Below are 17,445 nucleotides of genomic sequence, written 5' to 3'. Positions count from 1 at the left end.
GCAAGGTAATGAGTTATGCTCATGACATGCCTCCCGTCCACACCCTCTCCGGAGAGCTCCGCGTCGCCCTCGGCCAGGCCGCGCGCCGCATCCGTCAGCAGCGTGGCGAGGCCGGCCTCACGGACCCGCAGTACAACGTGCTGCTCTGGCTGACGAAGAAGGGCCCGCTCGCGCCGGGCCAGCTCGCCGACATCGAGCGGATCCAGCCGCCGAGCATGACGCGCACCGTCAACGGCCTGGTCGAGCTCGGCCTCGTGCGCAAGGCCGAGCACCCCACCGACGGCCGGCAGGTCGTCGTGAGCCTCACCGAGGCCGGCGTCGCCGAGGTCGCGGAGACGCGCCGCCGCCGCGACGCCTGGCTCACGCGGCGGCTCGAGGAGATGACTCCCGACGAGCGACAGGTCCTCACGGACGCCGTCGAGCTGCTCCGGAGGATCGCCCAGTCGTGAGCACGTTCGACAGCCTGAGGTTCCGCAACTACCGGCTCTGGTTCGCCGGCGCCCTGGTGGCCAACATCGGCACCTGGATGCAGCGCGTCGCCCAGGACTGGCTGGTGCTCACGCAGCTCACGGACAGCTCCGGCGTCGCCGTCGGGATCACGACCGCGCTGCAGTTCGCGCCGGTCCTCGTCCTGTCCCCGTGGGCCGGGCTGCTCGCCGACCGGATGGACCGCCGCAAGCTCCTCATGGCGACGCAGGGCGGGATGGGCCTGCTCGCCGCCGGTCTCGGCGCGCTGGTGCTGTCCGGGCGTGCCGAGCTCTGGCACGTGTACGTGTTCGCGGCCCTGCTGGGCTGTGTCGCGGCCGTCGACGGGCCCGTGCGGCAGACGTTCGTCGCCGAGCTCGTCCCGGGGGCCAGGCTCTCCAACGCCGTCGGCCTCAACAGCGCGTCGTTCAACGCTGCCCGGCTCATCGGCCCCGGAGCGGCCGGCCTGCTCATCGCCGCCGTCGGCACCGGCTGGGTGTTCCTGATCAACGCGGTGTCGTTCGCGGCCACGATCCTCTCGCTGACCCGGATGCGGACCTCCGAGCTGCACCGCATGCCCACCGCGACCCGCGGGACGGGGCAGCTCCGCGAGGGACTCGCGTACGTGCGGGGCCGCAGCGACATCGTCGTGATCATGGTCGTCGTCGGGGTCGTGTCGACGTTCGGCCTCAACTTCCAGCTGACCAGCGCGATGATGGCGCGCACCGAGTTCGGCAAGGGCGCGGGGGAGTACGGGATCCTCGGCTCGATCCTCGCCATCGGGTCGCTCACCGGCGCACTGCTCGCCGCTCGCCGGGAACGGCCGCGGGTCCGGCTCGTCATCGGCGCGGCCTTCGGGTTCGGCCTCGCGACGGGCGTCATGGCCCTCATGCCGACCTACGTGTCGTTCGCGGTCGCGTGCGTCCCGGTGGGGCTGGCCTCGCTCACGATGATGACGGCGGCGAACGCGACGATCCAGATGAGCACCGACCCGGCCGTCCGCGGGCGCGTCATGTCGCTCTACATGATGGTGTTCCTCGGCGCGACGCCCATCGGCTCGCCGATCGTCGGCTGGATCGGTGAGACGTTCGGAGCCCGCTGGTCCATCGGCGTCGGCTCGATCTCCGCGCTCCTCGTCGCGAGCGGCGCGACGCTCTGGGTGCGCCGGAACTGGCACGTGCGCGTGCGGTACCACGTCGTCGCCCGGCCCCACCTCGAGGTGTACCGGCAGGAGCCGGCGGCGGACGGGGTTCCCGCGCCGAGGGGGTCGCGGGAGCTGTCGGGGGCCCGGGACGCGGCCGACGCGCAGACGGCGGCCTGACCACCGGGCCGGCCGGGCTCACGGCGCTGACCGAGCCGGCCGGGCCGGCGGCGCCGACCAGGCCGGCGGCGCCGACGGGGCCGACCAGGCAGGCCCAGCCGACCGGGCTCGCGGCGCCGACCGAGGCGGCCGGGCCGGTACGGCGGTCCGGGTGAACTCCACCGGTTGCCGTATCGACCCTTCTGCCCGACATGTGAGGATCGCCCGGTGGGTGCTCAGGGCGAGGGGACCGGTCCGGTGGTGGTCGAGGAGGGTCGACCAGGAGCGGACGACGGCACCCTTGCCGGGGGAGGGCTGGACGGGGTCGCCGACGCGTCCCCGCCGCTCCGCGGCAGGTGGCTCGGCAGGGTCGTCCTCGTCGTCGCGCTCGTGCTGCTGGCGGTGCTGCTCGCCGGCGGCTGGCTGGCGTTCCGCGGGTACCAGGCCACGGCGGCGCTGCGCGACGCCAAGGCGGTCGTCGCGGACGTGCAGCGCGGTGTCGACGACCGTGACCCCGACCGCCTGGCCGCCGACCTGACTGCCGCGCAGCACGCCACCGCCCGCGCGCGTGCCGCGTCGCACGACCCCGTGTGGCGTGCCGCCGAGCACCTGCCGAGGCTCGGCCCGCAGCTCGCCGCGGTACGGACCCTGTCGGCAGCGCTCGACGACGTGACGCACCGGGCGCTCCCCGCGGCCGCCGACCTCAGTGTCCTCGTCGGCGGCTCGGGCCTGCGGGATGTCGACGGACGCGTGGACCTCGCCCCGCTGGCCGCCGCCGCGCCGGCCCTCGCGGACGCCGCGGTCGTCGCCCGGTCCGCCCAGGCGCGCGTCGACGGCATCGAGACCGACGAGCTCGTCGGCCCCCTCCTCGACCCCGTGGACAGTGCCCAGGACGCGCTCGCCCGGCTCTCGGGCGCCCTCGGCGGGGGCGCACAGGCCGCGGCGCTGCTGCCGCCGATGCTGGGCGCCGACGGGCCGCGCAGCTACCTGGTGGTGGCGCTCAACTCGGCCGAGCTGCGCAGCGCCGGCGGGATCGTGGGCAGCCTCGTGGTGGTGCACGCCGACCACGGCGTCCTGACGATCGGCACCCAGCTCTCCACGAACGACCTGCGCGGCCTGCCGGAGCCTGTGCTGCCGCTCACCGACGGTGAGCTGGTGACTGCCGGTCCCGGCCTGGGCCGCAACGTGCAGAACGCCGTGCAGACGCCGGACTTCCCCCGGTCCGCGCAGCTCCTCGCCGCCCGGTGGAAGGTCAGCGTGGGCGAGGACGTCGACGGCGTGGTCGCCACCGACCCCGTGGCCGTGGCGGGGCTGCTCAAGGTGCTCGGCCCGGTGACGGTCCCGGACGGCGGCGCGGGCACGCGGCTCACCGCCGACACCCTGATCCCTGCCGTGCTGCACGACGCCTATCTGCGCTTCCCCGAGGGGCTGGACAGCGACCGCTTCTTTACCTCGGTCGCGGCGACCATCTTCGGCACGCTCACCACGACGTCCTTCGACACGCTGGCCCTCGCGCAGGCGGCCGCCGAGCAGGGGCGCGACGGCCGGATCCGGATCTGGTCCGCGCACCCCGACGAGCAGGCCCGGCTGGCGGCCGTCCCGCTCGGTGCGGCGTTCCTCAGCGGAGGGTTCGGCGACGCGGCCGGCGTGTTCCTCAACGACGCGACCATGGGCAAGCTCGACTACTACCTGCGCAGCACCGTCACGGTGGAGGACCTGCGGTGCACGGGACCCGACCCGTCGGCGACCGTCCGGCTGGACCTGGCCTACGACCCGCCCGCGGACATCACCTCGGCACCGGCCTACGTGCTCGGCCACTCGCCCGCCGTCGCACCGGGATGGGTCGGTTCGACCGTCAGCGTCTTCGGGCCGGCAGGTGCAGGGAGCGTGCCGGTGCGGCTCGACGAGAACACCTTCGTCTCGGGCGCCTCGGCACAGGTCGAGGGGCGCGAGGTGCAGGTCGTGCCGTCGCTGCTGCCGCCCGGGGGTCGGCAGACCTACCGGTTCGACGTCCCGGTCCGGGACGGCCGGGTCGAGGTGTGGACCACCCCGACGACGACGTCGCCGGGGTTCGTCAGGGCATCCTGCCCGTCGCGCTGAACCCGTCCGGGTGAACCCCGGGGCGGGGTCCGAAATCACCCGTTCTGCCCCTGTCTGATTACCCGTCGCAGGGGGAGCATGGGGGCAAATCGGATATTCGGTCCTCTGCAGGGAGAACGTCATGAGCAAGATCCTGAGGGCGTGCGTCGTGGCGACCGTGGCCGCAGTCGTCGCGCTCGGTGCACCCGGGGTCGCGTTCGCGGCCGGCCCTCCCGTGCACAGCGCCACGCCGGCCCCGTCGCCCACGGCCACCCAGCCGAAGGACGGCTGCCTGGGCGACACGGACGACTACGGCGTGCCGCTCCCGTGTCTCCTGAGCGTCTCGGCGGCCTCGATCTGCAACGACGACGTGGAGCAGCTCCAGTACGCCGTCCACGAGGAGGGCGTCCCCGAGCCTCTCGCGAGCACCGTGAACCTCACGTTCACGGGTCCCGGGGGCAACACCGTGACGCTGAGCGGTCTCCCCATGAGCGGGACGGTCGAGTGGCCGGCCGCGGTCGTGGACGCGCTGCGCTCGATCGTGCAGCTGAGGTTCCAGGTGGGGCCCACGGCGTCGGTCTCCGCGGCGGCGGCGCCTCCCGAGGTCGCCTGCCACGAGGTCCCGCCCGTGGACCCGACCCCGAGCCCGACCCCGACGCCGACGTCCACCCCGTCGCCCTCCAGCAGCGAGGTCCTGTCCTCGACGCCGAGCGCCACCCACGCAGGTAACGTCGTCGCCGCCACGCCTGCGTCCGCCGAGGTCCTCTCCGCGACCGGCAGCAACGCCGCGCCGCTGCTCGTCGGTGCGGTGCTCCTGGTGACCGTCGGCGGGCTCACCCTCGCCTTCGTCGCCCGCCGCCGCCGCTCGGCCGGACCGGCAGCCTGACCGCCGGACGGTCCCGGCCCGCTCGTCACGACGCCCGCCCCGTGGGTCACGGGGCGGGCGTCGTCGTCCTGACGGGACCCGGAGGCCTGCAGGTCGCGGTCAGACGAGACGGTCGACGATGTGGTCGATGCAGGCGGTGAGCGCGAGCACGTCCTCGGGGTCGACCGCCGGGTACATCGCGATGCGCAGCTGGTTGCGGCCGAGCTTGCGGTAGGGCTCGACGTCGACGACGCCGTGCGCCCGCAGGACGGCGGCGACGGTGGCCGCCTCGATCTCCGGGGACAGGTCGATCGTGCCGACCACCGACGAGCGCGCCTCCGGGTCCGCGACGAAGGGCGTCGCCCAGTCGCGCGCCTCCGCCCAGCCGTACAGGTGCCCGGCGGACGTCGCGGTGCGGGCCGTCGCCCAGGCGATGCCGCCCTGGGCAAGGATCCAGTCGACCTGCTCGGCGAGCAGCCACAGGGTCGCGATGGCCGGGGTGTTGAGCGTCTGGTCCAGGCGGGAGCTGGTCACCGCCGTGGTCAGCGAGAGGGTCTCGGGCACCCACCGGCCCGACGCCTCGACCCGCGCGGCACGCTCGACCGCCGCAGGCGACAGGAAGGTGAGCCAGAGCCCGCCGTCGGAGGCGAACGACTTCTGCGGGGCGAAGTAGTAGGCGTCGGTCTGCGCCAGGTCGACGGCGAGGCCGCCGGCCGCGGACGTCCCGTCCACCACGATGAGCGCGCCCTGCTCGCGCGAGCCTGCGACGCGCCGCACGGGGGCGACGACGCCGGTGGACGTCTCGTTGTGCGCCCAGGCGTAGACGTCGACCCCGTCGGCGTGCGGCGGGACCACGGCCTGGCCGGGAGGTGCCGTGGTCACGACCGGCTCGGCGAGGAACGGTGCGCGGGACGCGGCCGCAGCGAACTTCGCACCGAACTCGCCGAACGCGGCGTGCGCGCTGCGCTGCTCGACGAGGCACAGGGTGGCGACGTCCCAGAACGCGGTCGAGCCGCCGTTGCCGAGCACCACCTCGTAGCCGTCGGGTGCGCCGACGAGCTCCGCCAGGCCGGCACGGACCCGCCCGACCAGGGCACGCACCGGGGCCTGTCGGTGCGACGTCCCCATGAGCGCGGCGCCCCGTCCCGCGAGGGACGCGAGCTGCTCCGCGCGCACCTTGGAGGGGCCGGAGCCGAACCGGCCGTCCCGGGGCAGCAGGTGCGCGGGGATCGTCAGGGCGGGGGGCGTGTCGTGAGCGTCGGGCACCGCCCGAGAATAGGCCGTCGCGGCTCCGGCGCGTCGGTCCGACCAACTAGCCTGTGCACAGCGCAGGGCCCGCGATGCCGGGCCGTGCAGAACAGACGCGGGAGGCAGTGCGGTGAGCGACCTGATCGACACGACGGAGATGTACCTCAAGACGATCTACGAGCTCACCGAGGAGGGCCGCACGCCGCTGCGCGCCCGGATCGCCGAGCGGCTCGGCCACTCGGGCCCCACGGTGTCGCAGACGGTGGCCCGGATGGAGCGTGACGGTCTCGTGGTCGTGACGGGGGACCGTCATCTCGAGCTGACGGACGCCGGCTACGCCAAGGCGGTGCGCGTCATGCGCAAGCACCGCCTCGCGGAGCGCCTGCTCACGGACGTCATCGGCCTCGAGTGGCCGTACGTGCACGAGGAGGCCTGCCGCTGGGAGCACGTGATGAGCGAGCGCGTCGAGAAGCGGCTCGCCGCGCTCCTCGACCACCCGCACTTCGACCCCTACGGCAACCCCATCCCCGGGCTGGCGGAGATCGGCGAGGACGTCACCCGCGTCGGCTTCCTCGACGGGGTCACGCCGCTCACGTCGTACGACGGCACCAACGGTGCAGGCTCCCGTGCCGTGGTGGCCCGGATCGCGGAGCCGCTGCAGGTCGACGTCGAGCTGCTGGCCCGGCTCGCGGAGGCCGGCGTACGGCCCGGCCGCGAGATCGCCATCGAGCGTGCGGCCGGGATCGTCACGGTCGGGGCGCCGGGCTCGGAGACCGTCCTCGACCTGCCCGAGGACGTCGCGCGGCACATCTTCGTCGGCGCCCCCTGACCTGTCGCGCGACGGGCCGCCTGCAGCGGGGTGGCCTTGCTCCGCGACGGACCGCCTGCCTGCAGGACGGCCGTGCTGCGCGCGACGGGCTGCGCCCGACGGGCTGCGCGCGACGGACCGCTTGCCTGCCTGCCTGCCGAGGCTCCTCGGGCCCGTCCTCGCGACCGTGCGCCCGGGTGTCGACCGAGCCCCTGGCGTCGTGTGCGGCGTGACCAGCGTGCGACCGTCCGATGACGCCCGCATACCGGACGCGGGCGACGTCGTCGGCATGTCCGATCGTGCCCGGATGCCCGCGCTCCCACGCGCGTGACGTGCATCTCTGCAGGTCAGCGGTGTCCGACCAGGACGTGCGTCCAGTTCCACCCGGTGAGTTCGTGATCGGAACGTGACAATGGCGGGAAGGGTCCTGTACGTTCGACCTGCTTCCCCGGAACCCTCCTCTGGAGAAGCCCTCGAGCGGAACGCCTAGCCCTGCCGCCGTTTCGAGGTTCCGCACGAACCGCCGGCAGGGGCGGGGGACCCAAGTTTGGGCACCGGAAACGGTGTCCTTGGGGTGAAGTCGCGGTGACAGCTCTACCGTCACAGCGGCCGGGTGTTCTCCCACCCGAACCCGACAGCTCACCTCGCAGGCGACAGGAGAGGCACCACGTGACCGTGAGCACCACTCGCGCCCGCCATCGCGCAGCGCGTCGACCCTCGACGCCCCTGACCGAGCTTGCCTCGGCCGCATCGGAGCAGATGGGGACCGTCGGCCGCCGTACCGCCGTCGTCGCCGCTTCCTCGGGCCTCGTCGTGACGATGCTGAGCGTCCCGGCGAACGCCACCGCCCATTCCGACGAGGCCGCCGGGTCCCTCAACGCCGTGGACACCGCGGCGCTGACCGCGTCCGCGCGTGCCGTGCTCAACACGTCGCCCGTCGTCACAGCGCCCGCTGAGGCTGCGTGGACGTTCGACGCCCCGGCCGTGACCGCCGTCAAGCCGGTCGAGGTCAAGGTGACGCGCGCGGCCACCGCCGCCGCCTCGCGCAGCACGGCTCGCGCCGCCGCTGCCGCCACCACGTCGACCGTCGTCAACGCCCCGATCCCGCAGTCGGTCTCCGGCAACGCGGTGCTCGAGATCGCCGCCCGCTACGTCGGTACGCCGTACGTCTCGGGTGGCTCGACGCCGGACGGCTTCGACTGCTCGGGCTTCGTCTCGTACGTCTACGCGCAGCTCGGCATCGACCTGCCGCGCACGTCGTCGGGCATCAAGGCTGCCGGCACGATCATCTCCCGTGAGGACGCGCAGCCCGGCGACCTCATCTGGAGCCCCGGCCACATCTCCATCTACGCCGGCGGCGACGAGCAGATCGACTCGCCCCGCCCGGGCAAGACGGTCCAGTTCCGCACCATCTGGCAGAGCTCCCCGGTGTTCATCCGGATCGGCTGACGCCAGCGCCGCCGGCTCCGAACAGCCGGCCGGTCGACTCGAGGCCCCGACGACGTCACCGTCGTCGGGGCCTCGTCGTCTGCCCGGAGCGTTTGCCGCCCCTGAGCGGGGCGAGTCGGCCGGGCGGGTGAGGTCCGGGCCACGTGCCCGGATCTCCCTGGGTGCCGCCCAGGTCGACGCGTACGCTGGTCGCGCACCACGCTGTTGCACGCTCCGCCGGGCCGTCAGCCAGCCGGTCCGACCCATGAGGTGGGAGTCCGCCGTGCTGACCGAGCCAACGACAACCCCGACGCCAACGACAACCCCGACCGCCGCGCGGGCCTCCGCGCCCCTCATCGCGTCGGGGGCCCGGACGCTGCTCCTCAACGCGAGCATGGAACCGCTGTGCATCGTGAGCCTGCGACGGGCCGTGTCCCTCGTGATGACCGAGAAGGCGACCGTGCTGGAGACCGACGGCCGCGTGCTGCACTCCGAGCACGTGTCCGTCCCCCTCCCGGTGGTGCTGTGCCTCACGCGGTACGTGCACGTGCCGATGCGTCACCCGGTCCCCCCGACCCGCCGGACCGTGCTGCAGCGGGACAGCCACCGTTGCGCCTACTGCGGCGGCGGGGCGGACACGGTGGACCACGTCCACCCGCGGTCGCGCGGCGGGCGGCACGAGTGGACCAACGTCGTGGCGGCCTGCATGCGGTGCAACCACCGCAAGGCCGACCGGCTGCTGCACGAGATCGGCTGGTCCCTGTCGTTCACGCCCCGGGCTCCCCGGTGGACGGTCATGTTCGCCGCGGGTGCCGCCAAGAGCGAGCCGCTCTGGTCGGCGTACGTGCCCGCCTGACCCCCGGCGTGAGCGGTCCCACGGTGTGACCTGCGCGCGGACGTGCTGCCCGGACGGGTGCGCCGCGAGGTCCGGAAGGGCCACACTGGTCCCGGCGGCAGCCGGAGCCGGCGGACACGCGGTGCGCGGCGACGAGCACGGAGGGGTCCACATGGTGCGGGACGACGTGGTGCTCGTGGGCCTCGACGGCTCGGCGGCGAGCCTGCACGCGCTCGACTGGGCGACCGCGACCGCACACGTGCACGGCTGGGGCCTGCGCCTGGTCTGCTCCTACGCGCTGCCGTCGTTCACCGCGGCATCCCTGGACGGTGGGTACGCCGCGCTCGACGACACGGCGATCCAGCAGGGGGCCAAGGCCGTGCTGGCCGAGGCCCTGGAGCGGGTGGCGGACAGCGCGGTTCCCGCCACGGCCAAGGTGATGACCGGTGACGCTGCGGGCGTGCTGGTGGAGCTGTCCCGGGACGTCAGGATGGCCGTCGTCGGCACCCGGGGTCGCGGCGGGTTCGCGGACCGGCTCCTCGGCACGGTGTCGTCGGCGCTCCCCGCCCACGCGTACTGCCCGACCGTCGTCGTCCCCCTGCGGGAGCACGGGCACGCCCTCCCGGACGACGCGGCGCTGCCGCCGATCCGACCGGTCCGGCGCATCGTCGTGGGCGTGGACGGGTCTCCGCGGGCCGAGCAGGCGCTGCGGTACGCGATCGCCGAGGCCGAGATCTGGGGTGCGGAGGTGACGGCCGTGGCGGGCGTCCCGCTGGGATCGCTCACGGGCATGCTGGCGTGGCTGCCGGACGCCGTGGACCACGAGCAGGTGCTCCGCGACATGGCCGAGGGGCTCGACGTCGTCGTCGACCGCGCCCTCGTCGGCCACCCGGACGTCGTCGTCAAGCGGCACGCGCTGGACGGCGGCGGCGCCGAGCTCCTCACGGAGTTCTCGGTGGCCACCGACATCATCGTCGTCGGGTCACGGGGGCGTGGCGGGTTCGCCGGCCTGCTGCTCGGCTCGACGAGCCAGGCGGTGCTGCACCACTCCGAGTGCCCGGTGCTCGTCGTGACGCACCGGTGCGCGCAGGAGGAGCCGCCGGCGTAGCGCGCCCCCGCAACGGGTCGTCGACGGGCTCAGTCGTCCACGGCGCCGCCCGGCACCTCCGGTCGCCGGACCAGGGCGGACAGCACCACCGTCGACCGGGTGCGGGACACGAACGGCTCGGCCGCGAGGCGCTCGACGACGCGCTCGAGGTGCCGCATGTCCCGCGCGCGGACCTGCACCATCAGGTCGACGTCGCCGGTCACCGTGCTGGCGGCGACCACCTCGGGGTACTGCTCGACGGCGTCACGCATGGTGGCCGGGCTGGTGGAGCCGTGGCAGAACAGCTCGACGAAGGCCTCCGTGTGCCAGCCCATGGCCCCGGGGTCGAGCCGCACCGTGAACCCCCGGATGACGCCGCGCTCGCGCAACCGGTCGACCCGCCGCTTGACGGCGGGCGCGGACAGCGAGACCCGCGTCCCGACCTGCGCGAACGTGGCCCTGGCATCGGTGGCGAGGACCCGCAGGATCGCGGTGTCGAGCGGGTCGAGGGCGGCGGTGTCGGGCACGGGACACATCATCGCGCGCGGGGCGGGCATGCGCGGGTGTGAGCGGCGTCATGTCCGTTCGACTGGACAGGTGCAGGGGTTGCCTCGATTCTGGCAAAGACCCGCAGAGGACACGAGAGGGCTCAAGTCGGACGTCGGAGTGCTCAAGCCTGACCTGAGATGCACCGATATCACTGGCCGGAGCACCTCCGTCACGTCGGCGGCAGGGTTCACGTTCGTCGGGGAGGCAACGTGGTCAAGGACGCAGATCGGTCGTTGAGCAGGATCCCGCGGCAGCACCCACGACCTCCGGGTGACGGGGCGGGAGGACAGCCGGGTGCGGCGCCGGCGCGTGTCGTCGACGGCCCGCCCAGCGCGCCGCCCCACGCCGCCGGGGTGCCCACGCCCCTTCCGCCCGTCGAGACCGGGAGCGCGCCAGCCGCGCCGCCGGTCTCGCCGCGTGAGGAGACCGGACGCCGCACGCCGACGATCCCGACGCAGCGGGTGCACCAGGAGGCCGCGCCCGCGCCCGCGCCCGTGCGCCGGCGCAAGGTGCCGGTCGCCGTGGCGGGCGCCGTCGCGTTCGCGCTCGTCGCCACCGGATCGGCCACCTGGGGCATCCAGCGTGACCGCGCCCAGGCTGCCGAGGAGGCCGCGCAGGCGCACACCCGGGTCGACGAGGTCGTCGCGGCGCAGGGCGTCGACGCCGCCGCTGCCCGCACCGCCGGCCGGCACGCGTCGGTCGTCGTCTACGACGCGGGCCGCGCGCAGGTCAAAGCCGCCGCGCAGGCTGCCCTCGCGCACGCCGCCGCCACGCTGGCAGCGACCCCGAACGCGGGTGACGCGCCGCGGGCCGCGCTGCAGGGTGCGTCCGACGCCCTCACGAAGGCGGTCGCCGACGCGCACCTGTCGCCCGCCGCCCTGCGCGCCGTGACCGCCGGGCTCGCCGCACCCGATGCGGCCGCCGCGCAGGCGCAGGCCGCGTGGCAGGCCGCCGAGGACGCGCGGATCGCCGCCGAGCAGGCGGCTGCCGCCCAGGCCGCCGCCCAGGCCGCCGCCGCGGCGAGGAGCAGCAAGCCACGGACCTCGACCTCGACCCCGAGGACGCGCACGGCCCCGACCGGTGGCTCCGCCGCGCCCGTCGAGGAACCGGCGGAGCCCTCCGGCGGTGCCGGGACGGTGTTCTCGGCCGGCTCCGTCGGTGCCGCGCTGAACAGCTTCCGGGCGTCCCAGGGCCTCGGCGCGCTGGCCATCGTGTCGTCGGGCGCGCGGGTCTCGCACGCCCAGCAGATGGCGGCGTCGAACAGCATCTACCACAGCGGTGCGACCCCGGAGATCGTGGGCCGGGTCAGCGGTCCGAGCTCGTCGGCGATGATCGACGCCTACGCGAACTCCGGGAGCCACCGCGCGATCATGGTGGGCGACTACTCCACGGCCTACATCGGGGCCGTCACGGCGCCGTGCACCATGGGCGGCGTCTCGTACGGCGAGTGCCTGTACACGGCGATCACCTTCGGCTGACCGGGCGCCCTGGCGGGAGGGACACGGCCCGAGCGCCGGCGCCGTCTCTTATGCCAGGGCGTCCGTGAGCCGGTCGACGGCCAGGTCGAGCTCCTCGTCGCTCATGGTCAGCGGCGGCGCGAGCCGCAGCGTGCGGCCGTGCGTGTCCTTGGCGAGCACCCCGCGGGCGAGCATCCGCTCGCACAGCTCGCGCCCCGTCGACGGCCCGCCGGGTCGGGCCGGGTCGACGTCGAGCCCGGCCCACAGACCGACGCGCCGCACCGAGCGGAGCATGCCGGCTGCGACCAGGCCGTCGAGCCGGCCCCCGAGGTGCACCCCGAGCACGCGGGCGCGGGCCTGCGGCTCGCCGGTGTCGAGCAGGTCGACCACCGCGAGGCCGACGGCGCACGCCAACGGGTTGCCGCCGAACGTGGAGCCGTGGGTGCCCGGTGTGAGGACGCCGAGCACGTCCGCGCGCCCGACGACCGCCGAGACGGGCACGATCCCGCCGCCGAGCGCCTTGCCGAGCGTCACCAGGTCCGGCCGCACGCCCCACAGCTCGCAGGCGAGCGTCGTGCCCGTGCGGCCGAGGCCGGACTGGACCTCGTCCGCGACGAGCAGCACGTCGGCCCGGGTGCAGGCGGCGCGGACGGCCGGCAGGTAGTCGTCGGGCGGGACGACGACGCCCTGCTCGCCCTGCACGGGCTCGAGGAGCACCGCGACGGTGGTCTCGTCGATCGCGGCCTCGACGGCGGCGGCGTCGCCGTACGGGACGCGCCGGAACCCCGGCGTGAAGGGCCCGAAGCCGGTGCGTGCGTCGGGGTCGGACGAGAACGAGACGATGGTCGTCGTGCGCCCGTGGAAGTTGCCGTCGGCGACCACGATCGTGGCCCGCCCGTCGGGTACGCCCTTGACGTCGTAGCCCCACTTGCGGGCCGCCTTGATCGCCGTCTCGACCGCCTCGGCGCCCGTGTTCATCGGGAGCACCATCGGCTCGCCCGCCACCAGCGGCCCGACGAGGTCGGCCAGCGCCGACGCGAACGGCAGCAGGAGGTCGTGGTCGAACGCCCGCGACGTGAGCGTGAGCCGGTCCAGCTGGGTGTGCGCCGCCGCGACGAGCGCCGGGTGCCGGTGGCCGAAGTTGAGTGCCGAGTACGCCGACAGGAGGTCGAGGTAGCGGTGCCCGTGGGTGTCGGTGACCCACGAGCCCAGCCCTTCGGTCACGGTCACGGGCAGGGGGTGGTAGTTGTGTGCCAGGACGCTGGTGAGCGGCTCGTTCTGCACCGCGGTCATGTCTGCTTCCCTCAGGTCGTGCGGATCTCGAGCGTGCAGCACTTGGCGCCGCCGCCGCCCTTGAGCAGCTCGCTCGTGTCCACGGGGATCGGGGTGTAGCCGCGCTCGCGCAGGGCGGCGGCCAGGTCGGTGGCGCCGGGAGCGACGACCACGTGAGCGCCGTCGGAGACGGCGTTGAGACCGAGCGACCGCGCGTCCTGCTCGGTGGCGAGGACCGCGTCCGGGAACAGCTGGTGCAGGACGGCCCGGGAGCCGGCCGAGAACGCGGGCGGGTAGTAGGCGACCTGCGGGTGGGCCGGGTCGCTCGACAGGACGGCCAGCGCGGTGTCGAGGTGGTAGTAGTCCGGGTCCACCAGCTCGAGCGAGACGACGGGCCGGCCGAACAGCTCCTGCGCCTCCGCATGGGCGGCCCGGTCGGTGCGGAAGCCGGTACCGGCGAGGATCAGGTCACCGACGGTGAGCAGGTCGCCCTCGCCCTCGTTGGTCTCGGCGGCCGTGTGCGTGACGTAGCCGCGGTCGGCGAACCACTTCTGGTAGGCGGGTCCCTCGGGGGCGCGCTCCGGGTAGCGGAACCGGGCGGAGTAGACGACCCCGTCCACCATCGTGGCGCCGTTGGCCGCGTACACCATGTCCGGCAGCCCGGGGATCGGGTCGATCGTCTCGACGGTGTGGCCGAGGTCGAGGTAGGTGTCCCGCAGGGTGCGCCACTGCCGGACGGCGAGCTCGGCGTCGGTGAACCGGGTCTTGTCCATCCACGGGTTGATCTCGTAGGACACGGTGTAGTGGACGGGCTCGCACATCAGGTAGTGGCGGTCCGTGCGGCCGGGGGCGGCGGTCATCGGGCTCCTCGGTGGTCCTCGTGGCGTGCTCGGTCGACGGCGTGCCCGCTCCGTGGGGAGCCGGCGCAGGCTCCCGTCGGTGCGTGAGCGGCCCGCCCCGGCACGAGTGGCGGCGGTCGTGTTCGAGCGTACGAGACAGCCAGGCACGCGTCCGTGCACCTGCAGTTGTGCGTCTGGGCGCGATCCGTTGCGCAGAAGAGGCTATTCGCGACGATCCGTTGTTCAGCCTGTGTGGCCGGCGCGGAGCTCGGCTGCGACCTTCCGCAACGCCCACGCGGTCATCGCCTGCACGAAGGGACCCACCACGGCGGCGCCGAGAGCCTGCGGCACGGACCCGCCCAGGTGCACGTCCTCCACCCAGGTGACCTCCGACGACGCCGGACCGGCGGCCGTGATCTCGATCCGTGCCTCGCCCCGCAGCACCCGGCCGACCTTGACGTACGTCGCGACCCCCGTCCGGCCGGGCGCCGGCACGTCGTACCGGGCGATGCGCATCCTGTCCACGAGCCCACGCCCGCCGCCGCGCGCGAACGGCCCCGAGACGGCCACGATCCTGGTCCCGAGGGCAGGCGGCCCGTCGGTCTCGACCCGGGTGAACGGGATCCATCGCTCGTGGTGCCGGACGTCGGTGAGCAGCTCCCACGCCTCGTCGGCGGGCAGCGGCAGGGTGCGGGTGACGCGGACCTCGCTCATCGGACCTCCGGTGCGGACGCGCGGGCGGCGGCAGGGCGGACGGTCGGGAGGTGACCGGCCCCGACCACGGTAGCGTCGGCGGCATGGAGTCACGGGTGCTGGGCAGGACGGGTCGGCAGGTCGGGGTCGTGGGACTGGGCTGCTGGCAGCTCGGCGGCGACTGGGGGTCGGTGGGCGACGAGACGGCGCTCGAGGTCCTGCGGGCCGCGGTCGACGCGGGCGTCACGTTCCTCGACACGGCCGACGTGTACGGCGACGGCCGGTCCGAGCGCCTCGTGGGCCGCTTCCTCGCGGAGCACGGCGGTGACGGGATCACGGTCGCGACGAAGATGGGGCGCCGCGCCGACCCGCACGTGCCCGAGGCCTACACGCTCGACGCGTACCGGGAGTGGACCGACCGGTCCCGCACCAACCTCGGCGTCGACACCCTCGACCTCGTGCAGCTGCACTGCCCGCCGACGGCCGTCTACTCGAGCGACGCGACCTACGAGGACCTCGACACGCTCGTCTCCGACGGGCGCGTCGCCGCCTACGGGGTCTCCGTCGAGACGGTCGACGAAGCACTCACCGCGATCGCCCGGCCGCACGTCGCGACCGTCCAGATCATCCTCAACGTCTTCCGCCGCAAGCCGCTCGAGGCCGTCCTCCCGGCGGCTGCCGCGGCCGGCGTGGGCATCGTGGCGCGCGTCCCGCTGGCGTCCGGGCTGCTGTCGGGCAAGTACGACGAGCACACCCGGTTCGCCGCCGACGACCACCGCACCTACAACCGGCACGGCGAGGCGTTCGACGTCGGCGAGACGTTCGCCGGCGTGCCGTTCGACGTCGGGGTCGCCGCCGCCCAGGAGGTCTCGTCGCTCACGCCGACCGGGGCCAGCACCGCCCAGCTCGCGCTGCGGTGGATCGTCGACCAGCCCGGCGTGTCCGTCGTCATCCCCGGCGCCCGCAACGCGGAGCAGGCGCGCGCCAACGCCGCCGCGGCGGACCTCGCGCCGCTCGACGAGGACACGCTCGACGCCCTGGCCGGCGTGTACGACGAGCTCGTCCGGGAGCACGTGCACGCCCGCTGGTGAGCGGCCGGCCGCCGACGTGGCGCCGGGCGACCGCGTCGCCGGGCAACCGCCCAGCCGATGCGGCGCCGACCGACCGCGTCGCCGACCGGTCGATCAGACCTCGCCGGGCGGTCCGTTCGCCGACCGGTCGGTCAGGCCTCGCCGACCGGTCGGTCAGGCCTCGCCGGGCGGCGGGCTCTGCTCGGGGACGGCCGACGTGCGCCTCGACGTGAGCGAGCGCAGCCTCGACGGGCCCTTGGGCGGCGGCAGGATCGTGTGCGTCTCGGACGGCCCGACCTCGATGACGCGCGGGAAGGTCGCCGGGGGAGGGCCGAAGGACGCGCGGGCGCCGCGGATCACCGTGCGGCCCAGCGAGCGGGCACCCGTGATCCCCACGACGATGCCGATGCCGTAGGGGATCAGCCGGCCGACTGCCACGCCGGTCTGCTTGGCGACCTGCGTGCGGACCATCTTCCGGGTGAGGGTGCTGTTGACCTTCTTCACGGTGGCGAGCGGCATCCGGGTGAGGAGCACGCGTGCGACGCTCGCACCGTTGAACTCCACGGTGTCGCGCACGGCGGCGGCGCCGGACTCGCCGAGGATGGTCGACAGCAGCAGCGCCGTGCGCCGGTCGGCGTCCTCGACCTCGATGCCGTGCACGCTCGCGACGGCGAGCGCGAAGGCGGCCGACGCCCCGAAGAACGTCGCGACGTCGCTGGCGGTCAGCGCCACCGCCACGCCCGTGCCGACGGCGGGTGCGGCGGCGGCTGCCCCGACGGCTCCGCCCGCGCCCTGGACGACGAGCAGGTACTCCTTCTCCAGGAGCTTGACGAGCTGCTCCGGGGTGGCCTCCGGGTTGCGGCGGCGCAGCTGGGCGACGTGCTGGTGGATGGTCGCCGAGGGGATGGTCACGGCCTTCGCGAGGGCGGCGTCGAGGAACGGCATCGGCGTCAGCGCTCCCCGGCCACCGTCAGCGTCACCGCGGCGCCCGCCTGGAGCGTGCGCCCGACGGTGCAGTGCTGGTCGACGGCGCGGTGGATGACCGTGAGGATCCGCTCACGTGCGGCCGGGTCCAGCCCGGACAGGTCCACGTCCATGGTCTCGGCGAACGCGGGGTAGCGGTCGGCGTCGACGTCGCTCATGCCGCTCACGCTGATCGTCACCTGCACGTCGTCGCCGAGCCGGTGGGCGAGCGCGGAGTCGGACGAGAGGCCGCTGCACGCGGCGAGGGCGATCTTGAGGAGCTCGCCCGGGCTGAACGCGCCCTCCTCGCCGACCGAGCCGATGAGCACCTCGGCGCCGCGTGAGCTGCGTCCGGTGTACCGGCGCTTGCCCGTGCGCTCGACCCACAGGCTGGTGTCGCCGGCGTTGGTGGTCACGTCGGGAACGGTCGCCGGGGCCGGCTCTGTGGCGGTGTCGTCCGTCGTCATCGGACGATCCTCGCACGGGG

General features: G+C 74.4%; 17 protein-coding genes and 1 riboswitch. Of the genes, 10 read left to right on the top strand and 7 right to left on the bottom strand.

All coding sequences use genetic code 11. From position 1 onward, the window contains the following. The first annotated feature begins 26 nt into the window (after positions 1–26). The 4 genes from ACVW07_RS07765 to ACVW07_RS07750 all read left to right on the top strand — a co-directional run bounded on the left by ACVW07_RS07765 (position 27) and on the right by ACVW07_RS07750 (position 4,730). A complete protein-coding gene (locus ACVW07_RS07765) occupies positions 27–449 on the top strand; it encodes a MarR family winged helix-turn-helix transcriptional regulator (protein WP_456818671.1) in 423 nt (140 codons plus the stop codon). Continuing rightward, positions 446–1,786 carry an MFS transporter gene (locus ACVW07_RS07760; RefSeq protein WP_456818670.1) on the top strand — a complete coding sequence of 447 codons (1,341 nt, stop codon included), beginning with the start codon at positions 446–448 and terminating at the stop codon, positions 1,784–1,786. Before ACVW07_RS07765 ends, ACVW07_RS07760 begins: the two co-directional genes overlap by 4 nt. 207 nt (positions 1,787–1,993) lie before the next feature. Next, positions 1,994–3,865, top strand: coding sequence for a DUF4012 domain-containing protein (locus ACVW07_RS07755; protein ID WP_456818669.1), 1,872 nt, complete (start codon positions 1,994–1,996; stop codon positions 3,863–3,865). 121 nt (positions 3,866–3,986) lie between these two features. Continuing rightward, the gene (locus ACVW07_RS07750) at positions 3,987–4,730 is read left to right on the top strand and encodes a hypothetical protein (RefSeq protein WP_456818668.1); all 744 of its coding nucleotides are present in this window, start codon (positions 3,987–3,989) and stop codon (positions 4,728–4,730) included. Between the two features lie 99 nt (positions 4,731–4,829). On the opposite strand, the gene serC is transcribed toward ACVW07_RS07750, so the two are convergent. Next, complete coding sequence (serC, locus tag ACVW07_RS07745) at positions 4,830–5,975, bottom strand: phosphoserine transaminase (RefSeq protein WP_456818667.1); 1,146 nt, start codon at positions 5,973–5,975, stop codon at positions 4,830–4,832. A 112-nt stretch (positions 5,976–6,087) separates the two neighbouring features. Here serC and ACVW07_RS07740 point away from each other — a divergent pair, with 112 nt between their 5' ends. From ACVW07_RS07740 to ACVW07_RS07725, 4 genes are all read left to right on the top strand, one after another. Beyond that, positions 6,088–6,786, top strand: a complete 699-nt coding sequence (locus ACVW07_RS07740; protein WP_456818666.1) for a metal-dependent transcriptional regulator — start codon at positions 6,088–6,090, stop codon at positions 6,784–6,786. A gap of 481 nt (positions 6,787–7,267) precedes the next feature. Continuing rightward, positions 7,268–7,432, top strand: a riboswitch (cyclic di-AMP (ydaO/yuaA leader). A gap of 2 nt (positions 7,433–7,434) precedes the next feature. Beyond that, a complete protein-coding gene (locus ACVW07_RS07735) occupies positions 7,435–8,214 on the top strand; it encodes a C40 family peptidase (RefSeq protein WP_456818665.1) in 780 nt (259 codons plus the stop codon). A gap of 244 nt (positions 8,215–8,458) precedes the next feature. Further along, positions 8,459–9,049 carry an HNH endonuclease gene (locus ACVW07_RS07730; protein WP_456818664.1) on the top strand — a complete coding sequence of 197 codons (591 nt, stop codon included), beginning with the start codon at positions 8,459–8,461 and terminating at the stop codon, positions 9,047–9,049. Between the two features lie 151 nt (positions 9,050–9,200). Next, positions 9,201–10,136, top strand: coding sequence for a universal stress protein (locus ACVW07_RS07725; protein WP_456818663.1), 936 nt, complete (start codon positions 9,201–9,203; stop codon positions 10,134–10,136). Between the two features lie 29 nt (positions 10,137–10,165). On the opposite strand, the gene ACVW07_RS07720 is transcribed toward ACVW07_RS07725, so the two are convergent. Further along, positions 10,166–10,642, bottom strand: a complete 477-nt coding sequence (locus ACVW07_RS07720) for an Lrp/AsnC family transcriptional regulator (protein ID WP_456818662.1) — start codon at positions 10,640–10,642, stop codon at positions 10,166–10,168. A gap of 375 nt (positions 10,643–11,017) precedes the next feature. Here ACVW07_RS07720 and ACVW07_RS07715 point away from each other — a divergent pair, with 375 nt between their 5' ends. Beyond that, positions 11,018–12,142 carry a hypothetical protein gene (locus ACVW07_RS07715; protein WP_456818661.1) on the top strand — a complete coding sequence of 375 codons (1,125 nt, stop codon included), beginning with the start codon at positions 11,018–11,020 and terminating at the stop codon, positions 12,140–12,142. A 48-nt stretch (positions 12,143–12,190) separates the two neighbouring features. Here ACVW07_RS07715 and rocD read toward each other — a convergent pair whose 3' ends face one another. The 3 genes from rocD to ACVW07_RS07700 all read right to left on the bottom strand — a co-directional run bounded on the left by rocD (position 12,191) and on the right by ACVW07_RS07700 (position 14,946). Beyond that, a complete protein-coding gene (gene rocD / locus ACVW07_RS07710) occupies positions 12,191–13,414 on the bottom strand; it encodes an ornithine--oxo-acid transaminase (RefSeq protein ID WP_456818660.1) in 1,224 nt (407 codons plus the stop codon). A gap of 11 nt (positions 13,415–13,425) precedes the next feature. Beyond that, the gene (gene ddaH / locus ACVW07_RS07705) at positions 13,426–14,253 is read right to left on the bottom strand and encodes a dimethylargininase (protein WP_456818659.1); all 828 of its coding nucleotides are present in this window, start codon (positions 14,251–14,253) and stop codon (positions 13,426–13,428) included. Positions 14,254–14,475: 222 nt separating this feature from the next. Beyond that, a complete protein-coding gene (locus tag ACVW07_RS07700) occupies positions 14,476–14,946 on the bottom strand; it encodes an SRPBCC family protein (protein WP_456818658.1) in 471 nt (156 codons plus the stop codon). Between the two features lie 83 nt (positions 14,947–15,029). On the opposite strand from ACVW07_RS07700, the gene ACVW07_RS07695 reads away from it, so the two are divergent. Beyond that, positions 15,030–16,016, top strand: a complete 987-nt coding sequence (locus tag ACVW07_RS07695) for an aldo/keto reductase (RefSeq protein WP_456818657.1) — start codon at positions 15,030–15,032, stop codon at positions 16,014–16,016. 153 nt (positions 16,017–16,169) lie between these two features. Here the strand turns inward: ACVW07_RS07695 and ACVW07_RS07690 are convergent, their stop codons facing one another. Both ACVW07_RS07690 and ACVW07_RS07685 read right to left on the bottom strand, forming a co-directional pair. After that, positions 16,170–16,940, bottom strand: a complete 771-nt coding sequence (locus ACVW07_RS07690) for a hypothetical protein (protein ID WP_456818656.1) — start codon at positions 16,938–16,940, stop codon at positions 16,170–16,172. Positions 16,941–16,945: 5 nt separating this feature from the next. Next, a complete protein-coding gene (locus tag ACVW07_RS07685; RefSeq protein ID WP_456818655.1) occupies positions 16,946–17,425 on the bottom strand; it encodes an OsmC family protein in 480 nt (159 codons plus the stop codon). Positions 17,426–17,445 lie beyond the last annotated feature (20 nt).

The organism is Cellulomonas sp. URHB0016, assembly GCF_054057935.1.
The sequence above is the reverse complement of the archived record's forward strand: the minus strand, read 5'-3'. Positions and strand labels throughout refer to the sequence as shown.

Excerpts from the sequence above, each read along its gene's own strand:
- ACVW07_RS07700 (WP_456818658.1), bottom strand. The coding sequence starts at position 14,946 with ATGAGCGAGGTCCGCGTCACCCGCACCCTGCCGCTGCCCGCCGACGAG.
- ACVW07_RS07765 (WP_456818671.1), top strand. The coding sequence starts at position 27 with ATGCCTCCCGTCCACACCCTCTCCGGAGAGCTCCGCGTCGCCCTCGGC.
- ACVW07_RS07725 (WP_456818663.1), top strand. The coding sequence starts at position 9,201 with ATGGTGCGGGACGACGTGGTGCTCGTGGGCCTCGACGGCTCGGCGGCG.
- rocD (WP_456818660.1), bottom strand. The coding sequence starts at position 13,414 with ATGACCGCGGTGCAGAACGAGCCGCTCACCAGCGTCCTGGCACACAAC.
- ACVW07_RS07730 (WP_456818664.1), top strand. The coding sequence starts at position 8,459 with ATGAGGTGGGAGTCCGCCGTGCTGACCGAGCCAACGACAACCCCGACG.
- ddaH (WP_456818659.1), bottom strand. The coding sequence starts at position 14,253 with ATGACCGCCGCCCCCGGCCGCACGGACCGCCACTACCTGATGTGCGAG.
- ACVW07_RS07695 (WP_456818657.1), top strand. The coding sequence starts at position 15,030 with ATGGAGTCACGGGTGCTGGGCAGGACGGGTCGGCAGGTCGGGGTCGTG.
- ACVW07_RS07690 (WP_456818656.1), bottom strand. The coding sequence starts at position 16,940 with ATGCCGTTCCTCGACGCCGCCCTCGCGAAGGCCGTGACCATCCCCTCG.
- ACVW07_RS07685 (WP_456818655.1), bottom strand. The coding sequence starts at position 17,425 with ATGACGACGGACGACACCGCCACAGAGCCGGCCCCGGCGACCGTTCCC.
- ACVW07_RS07750 (WP_456818668.1), top strand. The coding sequence starts at position 3,987 with ATGAGCAAGATCCTGAGGGCGTGCGTCGTGGCGACCGTGGCCGCAGTC.